Origin of the sequence: Sphingobacterium spiritivorum (genome assembly GCF_016725325.1) — a bacterium.
Taxonomy (GTDB): domain Bacteria; phylum Bacteroidota; class Bacteroidia; order Sphingobacteriales; family Sphingobacteriaceae; genus Sphingobacterium.
Map to the genome: position 1 here is coordinate 5128224 of NZ_CP068083.1, position 7079 is coordinate 5135302.

At 39.2% G+C, this 7079-nt stretch carries 7 protein-coding genes; 4 read left to right on the plus strand and 3 right to left on the minus strand.

Going from position 1 to position 7079, the window contains the following annotated elements:
* Positions 1 to 609, minus strand: a complete 609-nt coding sequence (locus tag I6J02_RS21645) for an RNA polymerase sigma factor (RefSeq protein ID WP_201679828.1) — start codon at positions 607 to 609, stop codon at positions 1 to 3.
* Between the two features lie 225 nt (positions 610 to 834).
* Here I6J02_RS21645 and lysS point away from each other — a divergent pair, with 225 nt between their 5' ends.
* Positions 835 to 2553 (plus strand): lysine--tRNA ligase, encoded by a 1719-nt coding sequence (gene lysS, locus I6J02_RS21650; protein ID WP_201679829.1) that lies wholly within the window; start codon positions 835 to 837, stop codon positions 2551 to 2553.
* Positions 2554 to 2632: 79 nt separating this feature from the next.
* Here the strand turns inward: lysS and I6J02_RS21655 are convergent, their stop codons facing one another.
* Positions 2633 to 3121: a lipocalin-like domain-containing protein gene (locus I6J02_RS21655; RefSeq protein ID WP_201679830.1), complete on the minus strand. Its 489-nt coding sequence runs from the start codon at positions 3119 to 3121 to the stop codon at positions 2633 to 2635.
* Between the two features lie 230 nt (positions 3122 to 3351).
* Between I6J02_RS21655 and I6J02_RS21660 the strand changes: the two genes are divergently transcribed.
* Positions 3352 to 3729, plus strand: coding sequence for a YchJ family protein (locus I6J02_RS21660; RefSeq protein ID WP_201679831.1), 378 nt, complete (start codon positions 3352 to 3354; stop codon positions 3727 to 3729).
* Positions 3730 to 3814: 85 nt separating this feature from the next.
* Here the strand turns inward: I6J02_RS21660 and I6J02_RS21665 are convergent, their stop codons facing one another.
* On the minus strand, positions 3815 to 5818 hold the full coding sequence (locus I6J02_RS21665; protein WP_201679832.1) for a M13 family metallopeptidase: 2004 nt from the start codon (positions 5816 to 5818) through the stop codon (positions 3815 to 3817).
* A 168-nt stretch (positions 5819 to 5986) separates the two neighbouring features.
* On the opposite strand from I6J02_RS21665, the gene I6J02_RS21670 reads away from it, so the two are divergent.
* Entirely contained in the window at positions 5987 to 6652 is a 666-nt protein-coding gene (locus I6J02_RS21670; protein WP_201679833.1) for a YgjP-like metallopeptidase domain-containing protein, read from the plus strand.
* Positions 6615 to 6983 (plus strand): hypothetical protein, encoded by a 369-nt coding sequence (locus tag I6J02_RS21675; protein WP_201679834.1) that lies wholly within the window; start codon positions 6615 to 6617, stop codon positions 6981 to 6983. Before I6J02_RS21670 ends, I6J02_RS21675 begins: the two co-directional genes overlap by 38 nt.
* Positions 6984 to 7079 lie beyond the last annotated feature (96 nt).

A 7079-nucleotide genomic window follows, 5' to 3' on the forward strand; every position in this document is an offset into this window, starting at 1 on the left:
TTAACTTCTGTGATCTGCAGTATGAAACTGCTCTACATATAATTTTCTTAACTTCTGTTTTGCTCTTGTCAGATACGTACGGGAGGTGCTGTCCGGAATATTCAACAGCGACGCAATCTCATCATGCGAAAAACCTTCTACTTCATACATATTGAATATGGTACGTTGAATTTCCGGCAATTCATCCAACAATTTTAATATATCCTGAACCTCCAGTGAGGAATGATTATGTACAGCATGAGGAACAAGCTCATACTCGGACACGTCATCCAGCATCAACATTTGCTTCTTACTTCTCAAAAAGTCTATAGATTGATTGACAGCGATCCGTGCTATCCAGGAACGAAACGATTTTTCCAAGCGTTCCTCCTCCACATCGAGATTAAAAGAATCTAATTTTGCAAAGGCCTTTACAAAACACTCATTTACGACCTCTTCAGATTCCATTTCATGCTTAATGTACCGAATAACAATGGCCATCAAATAACCATAATACTTTTTGTACACATATGCCTTACCACGTTCTCCACGCCCCATACCACAGTCATCCAGAGCTTTACGAAGGCTCATGGGTTCCTTTTGGTCAGTGTATTTACGAAGTAATTTCACAAATGGCGGAGATTGTTTTTTGCTAATTTAACATCAATTTATTAATTATTGCATACATTAGAAATCCACCGTCATTTAGTCTGCACTAAAGATTTAAACATATTTTAGCATATAACGGCCTTTAAACCACTTTCGCTACAGCCTCCTTACATTTTTCTATTTTAAATGTCTGTATCCATTTTACCTATAAAATTCCTACTTTTGCAACTTAATAATCGAAAATAAATGAGTACTGTATTATCCGAACAGGAACAACAACGTAGACAAGCTCTTCAAGCGCTTATTGATTTGGGAATCGACCCATATCCTGCCGAGGAATTCGATGTCAATGTGACGGCAGCAGATATATTGGAAAACTATGACCGCGACAAGCTAAACTATAAGACCGTCAGTATTGCTGGTCGTATGATGACGAGACGCGTAATGGGGAATGCTTCATTTATCGAATTGCAGGATTCTACCGGTCGTATTCAGGCCTATTTCAAACGTGATGACATCTGTACCGGAGAAGATAAGACACTCTATAACACCGTTTTCAAAAAATTACTGGATATCGGTGATATCATAGGTATCAAAGGCTATGTCTTTACAACACAGACCGATGCTATCTGTATTCATGTGGAGCAGTTTGTTGTATTGGCTAAATCATTGAAACCACTTCCGGTTGTAAAATCTGCCGATGGTAAGACTTTCGATGCTGTAACTGATCCTGAATTCCGCTACCGTCAGCGCTATGTAGATCTGGTAGTCAATCCGCAGGTCAGGGATACTTTTGTAAAAGTATCCAAAGTAAAAACGGCTATTCGTGATTTCCTGAATGAACAGGGAGCTCTGGAAGTGGATACTCCGGTATTACAATCTATTCCGGGTGGTGCTGCAGCAAGGCCATTTATTACCCATCACAATGCCTTAGATATTCCTTTATATTTACGTATTGCAAACGAATTGTATCTGAAACGCCTTATTGTTGGTGGTTTTGACTGGGTATATGAGTTCAGCCGTAACTTCAGAAATGAAGGTATGGACCGTACCCATAATCCTGAATTTACAGTGCTGGAGTTTTATGTAGCCTACAAAGACTACGTATGGATGATGGAAACTACTGAAAAACTTCTTGAAAAAGTAGCATTAGCCACTAACGGAACTACATCTGTACAAGTAGGAGAAAATCAAATCAACTTTGCTCCACCATACAAACGTATCTCTATTTACGATTCTATTAAAGAATATACCGGATTTGATGTCAGTGAGATGGACGAAGTGGGTCTGAGAGAGATATGTAAGCAATTGCATATCCCGACCACAGAAGCAATGGGTAAAGGTAAACTGATTGATGAGATTTTCGGTGAGAAGTGTGAAGGGAACTACATACAACCTACTTTTATTACAGACTATCCAAAAGAGATGTCTCCATTGACAAAAAAACACCGTGAGAAAGCCGGATTGGTAGAGCGCTTTGAATTAATGGTTAATGGTAAAGAGGTCGCTAATGCTTATTCAGAGCTGAATGATCCTATTGATCAGCTGGAGCGTTTTGAAGATCAGCTTAAGTTGATGGAGCGGGGTGATGATGAAGCCATGTTTATTGATTACGATTTTGTACGTTCATTAGAATACGGTATGCCTCCTACAGCAGGTATCGGTATCGGTATTGACCGCCTTGCCATGCTGATGACAAATCAGGCTTCTATACAAGATGTACTGTTCTTCCCGCAAATGCGCCCTGAAAAAGTAACGAAAGTAGCTTCTACAGAAGATTATACTGCATTGGGTATACCAGCTGACTGGGTACCTGTATTGCAGAAAATGGGTTTTACGACTATTCCGGCATTGAAAGAAGCAAATCCGAACAAGGTATTCAACGATCTTGGCGGAATGCGTAAAAAAATGAAACTGGAAATAAGTATGCCTACAAAAGATGAAGTACTTGCTTGGTTTAATTAAGGCCACCGTATAATCATATATAGAAAAAGGGTTCAAAATTTAAATTTTGAACCCTTTTTCTATTCGAGGTATCTTTAACCTAATAATCTGTCTGTCTCTCTAGCTGTGCTTCTTTATACTGAGCTTTTTTGTGCTTCTGCCAGGTCATATACGAGTTCACCATCACGCCATTCGAGAGAATAGGTTCTGTAGATTTCAGATACAGCACATCTCCTTCAAAATCAAACGTTCGCTCCTGTGTCTGTCCTGCCCAATTCGGAAACAAAGAAGTTTTGATCTGATATGAAACCACTCTGTTTTCCAGAATCTGATAAGCTCCGCTGAAAGCTATAAACGTATTGATAACAGCCAGTGATTCCTCCTGTGTTGCTGCAAATCGGTCACCGGAAATAAGAGGAGGACGATTCTGCGCCATAATCTGTACGGACATAAAACCATCCGGACTATACATCAGTATTCCTTCCGGATTTTTGCCGACAGGAAATAAGGAATCGGAACCATCGATGGGTAATTCTATATATGAAAGGAGCTTCCAACTCCCTACCAGTTCATTTTTTATTGAAGTCATAACGGGGTTAATTCTATTTAGCAATTTTATCTATAACGTAAAAGTACACATTATAGTTTATACTAAAAGATGATGTGATAATCGCATGACATTAGGGTAGTAAAAATAAAACGGTAAGCATATTTTAGTTTCTTTATTACATGCAGAAACAGTCATTTTACACCTTCGGCAAAAACCAATCTGCAGTCATCTGAAAGAATCTATTTATATTAGCTTTTTAAAAAGCTAATATGGTTCAAAAATGTCCCTGTGGTAGTGGTGAAGATTACCCGAATTGTTGTCAGAATATACATAAAAACATTCAGGAAGCTACTTCTGCAGAAAAATTGATGCGGGCAAGATACACAGCGTTTTACCTGGAATTGGTGGATTTTATTTACGACAGTTTTCATCCATCCACCCGACGTTTTCAAAACAAAAAAGACATCAGACAATGGGCTCAGGAAAACAAGTGGATGCACCTCGAAATTCTTCATGTAACTCCGCAAACAGTAGAGTTCAAAGCCCATTACATGAACCCACAATCCGAGATTCAGATACATCATGAAAAATCAACTTTTAAGCAATTTAATAAAGTATGGTGTTATGTAGATGGAAAAATCATGTAGGTAAAATGAGAAAAGGGTTTCTGCAGAGTATACACTCTTCAGAAACCCTTTTTTTATTCCATGCTTAAATGCAGGTGACCGGTGATTACCAGATCACAATTCTATTTTGCTGAGGCACATACATTTTATCACCTTCTTTCGTCTGGAAAGCTTCATGGAAACCATCCATATTGACAATAGGTGCAAATGCACGGTACTGAGCAGGCGAATGCGGATCAGTTTTCACCTGATTAACCACATACTGATCAGTAGTTTTTGTTCTCCAGATTGTTGCCCATGACAGGAAGAAACGTTGCTCCTGTGTAAAGCCGTCAATTAATCCCGGATTACCTTTATCTTTCAGATACATTTTCAGTGCGTCAAATGCTACAGATGCGCCTCCCAGATCTCCGATATTCTCCCCTAATGTAAAACGGCCGTTTACAAATACTCCGGGTACAGGTTCGAAAGCTTCAAATTGCTTAACCAATGCATCGGCAGACGCATCAAACTTCTCTTTGTCTTCTGCTGTCCACCAGTTATTGAGATTACCGTTACCATCGTATTGTGCTCCTGAATCATCAAATCCGTGTGACAATTCATGACCAATTACAGCGCCTATTCCGCCAAAGTTAATGGCTGCGTCAGCTCTGTAGTCATAAAATGGCGGCTGAAGGATCGCAGCAGGGAATACAATCTCATTAAACAACGGACTGTAGTATGCATTGACCGTCTGAGGAGTCATGCTCCACTCCGACTTATCCACAGGCTTACCTTGTTTTGCACGATTCTCTTCAAAAGCCCATTTGTTGACATGTAATGCATTTTCAAACAAAGAAGTACCAATGGCTAATTTCGAATAATCTTTCCATTTGTTTGGATATCCGATTTTCACATTAAATTTAGAAAGCTTTTCTAATGCTTTTTCCTTTGTAGCAGGAGACATCCATGCCAGATTTTTGATATGCACCTCAAATGATTTCAACAGGTACTGTACCATTTCTTCTGCTGCAGTTTTAGCCTGAGGCGGGAAATTATCTTTAACATATACTTTTCCTAACAGGTCTCCTACTCTTGCATTTACAAACGCCAGTCCTCTTTTATCTAAAGCACGTTGTTCCTGCTGTCCGTTTAACTTTTTACCCCAGAAGTTGAACGATAACTGATCCAGATCTGCTGTTAATAAACCAGCAGCATTGTTCATAATATGAAAACGAAGCACTTCTTTGATCTGAGCAAGATTTTCAGGTTTCAGAAGCTGATCCAGTTCCTGATAGTATTTCAATTCGGATATGATAACTGTATCGGCTTTGAATCCCAGGTCTGAAATGTATTTGGCGATATCAATATTCTTCACCATTTTATTCAGATCTTTTACTGCAACAGGGTTATAGCGCTTTTGTGCATCACGAGACTCTTCAATAGTTTTTAAACGGGAAGCGATCTCTTTTTCAAAAGCAACAACTTTAGGTCCTTTAAGGTCTTTTGTACGCTGGCCTACAGCAGTGTTTAAAGCTGAAATATATTCAGAATAATCTGCCAGAGTCTGTGTATTCTTTTCATCAACTTTCTGATAATAAGAACGTCCCAGTCCCAGATTTGCAGCTCCCAGATAGATTGCATTCATGCTGCTGTTTTTCATATGCGCGTAAACACTTGCTCCGAAAAACGGATTACCACCTTCGGGCGCAACCTCTAATAGGTATTTATACAGATCATTGAAATTTTTAATGGCATCGATTTTTGCCAGATAAGGTTTGATCGGCTCAATCCCTTTTGCATTACGGGTATCGAAATCTACAAATGAACGATACAGATCCGCAATCTTTTGTCCGTCTGAACCTTTTTCAAATTTTTGGGTCAGCGATTCTTTCAGAATTTTTAAAGTTGCTTCATCTGTGTTTTCGCGCAATTCCTCAAATGATCCCCATCTTGCTTTATCAGCAGGAATTTTTACGGTTTTCATCCAGTTACCATTTACATAACTGTAAAAATCATCCTGAGGGCGGACGCTTTTATCCATAAAATCAGGATTAATTGCTTTTGTGGATTGTGCAAATGTACTCCCCGTTCCCATGAGCAAAACTGCCATAGCTACATACTTTTTCATACAACTGTAATTTGTTTTAATTGTTATATCAACTATCCGTCAAACATCGTTTGCAAATCGCTGAGAGACAAACTTAATAAAAGTTTAATACAATAAAAGGTAACGATTTTATATTTTTTACAGGCCGGATTCCCTAATATTCACGGATATACTTTATTTTAGTTGCATATGAAAATCGAAATCGATGGGATATGGTATGAGTGGGTACCTTCTGTCCATGATACTTTTAAGGTACTGGAACAGGATGGTTCATTTGTACGACTGCAGGTACCTGCCCATGCCGATGAAGCATTCGTAAAAAGTTATATCAGGACACATGGTGCAGAACTTTTACAACGCCAGAAATCTAATGTCGCGGAGGCTATTGAACCCGTACCCATATTTGGCATCCCTCATTTTGTGCATCATCAGGAAAACTGTTCACAACCCTATATCAAAGGATTTCGTATATACCTCAACACTAATGACAGACAATGGAATGACAGGTCAATCAACAGCCTAAAGAAGACCCTTTTACTTCAGTTGATTATACAATTGGTCGGACATTGGGAAGAACAACTTGATTTATTAAGTGGCGAGATTCTGATACGTAAGTTACGCAGCAACTGGTATAACACAGATAAACAGAGCTGTAATCTGACTTTTGATACAGCACTTACAGATCAGCCGACAGATTATATTACTTATATTGTGATCAGAGCATTATTGACAGTACAAACAAGTTCTAAAAAAGAGCAGGAGCAGCAATTGGATCGCCTGCTACCGGGTTGGCAGGAAAAAGAAGAAGCATTAGCATATGAGCGTACAAAATTTACAGATACAGATTACCATTAATACGAGCGAACTCCGTAAGATTCAGGAGGAACCACAACAATTGATTGCACATATACCTCCTGAAAATTGGGAAGTGATTAAAGCAGAGATAGTGGATCAGTTAGCCGATCGTGATGGTGCCCCCCAACTGGAGCAGATTCATATACAAAACTTCCAATGGGATGAAAACAGCCATAGAGGATCATTCCGGATGCAGTTTCTGATTAACCGTCACTTTTGTTGCAGCGATACGGAGGCATGCGCTATGGACTATGTAGACTGGAAATTCACTTATCATAACAGTCAGCTACTGGCCGAAGCAAATTATGTTAACTGGACATTAGATAATTGATCATGCAGGCAGCACCGCAGCGATATCGTACAAATACATCTTCCTTCCAACATTATTGGACAAAGGGTCCCGGAATGGCACTGTTGCATAAATTGG

What these genes read in the sequence shown, in the direction of transcription:
- lysS (WP_201679829.1), top strand. Translation starts at nt 835, where the DNA reads ATGAGTACTGTATTATCCGAACAGGAACAACAACGTAGACAAGCTCTT.
- I6J02_RS21655 (WP_201679830.1), bottom strand. Translation starts at nt 3,121, where the DNA reads ATGACTTCAATAAAAAATGAACTGGTAGGGAGTTGGAAGCTCCTTTCA.
- I6J02_RS21660 (WP_201679831.1), top strand. Translation starts at nt 3,352, where the DNA reads ATGGTTCAAAAATGTCCCTGTGGTAGTGGTGAAGATTACCCGAATTGT.
- I6J02_RS21665 (WP_201679832.1), bottom strand. Translation starts at nt 5,818, where the DNA reads ATGAAAAAGTATGTAGCTATGGCAGTTTTGCTCATGGGAACGGGGAGT.
- I6J02_RS21670 (WP_201679833.1), top strand. Translation starts at nt 5,987, where the DNA reads ATGAAAATCGAAATCGATGGGATATGGTATGAGTGGGTACCTTCTGTC.
- I6J02_RS21675 (WP_201679834.1), top strand. Translation starts at nt 6,615, where the DNA reads ATGAGCGTACAAAATTTACAGATACAGATTACCATTAATACGAGCGAA.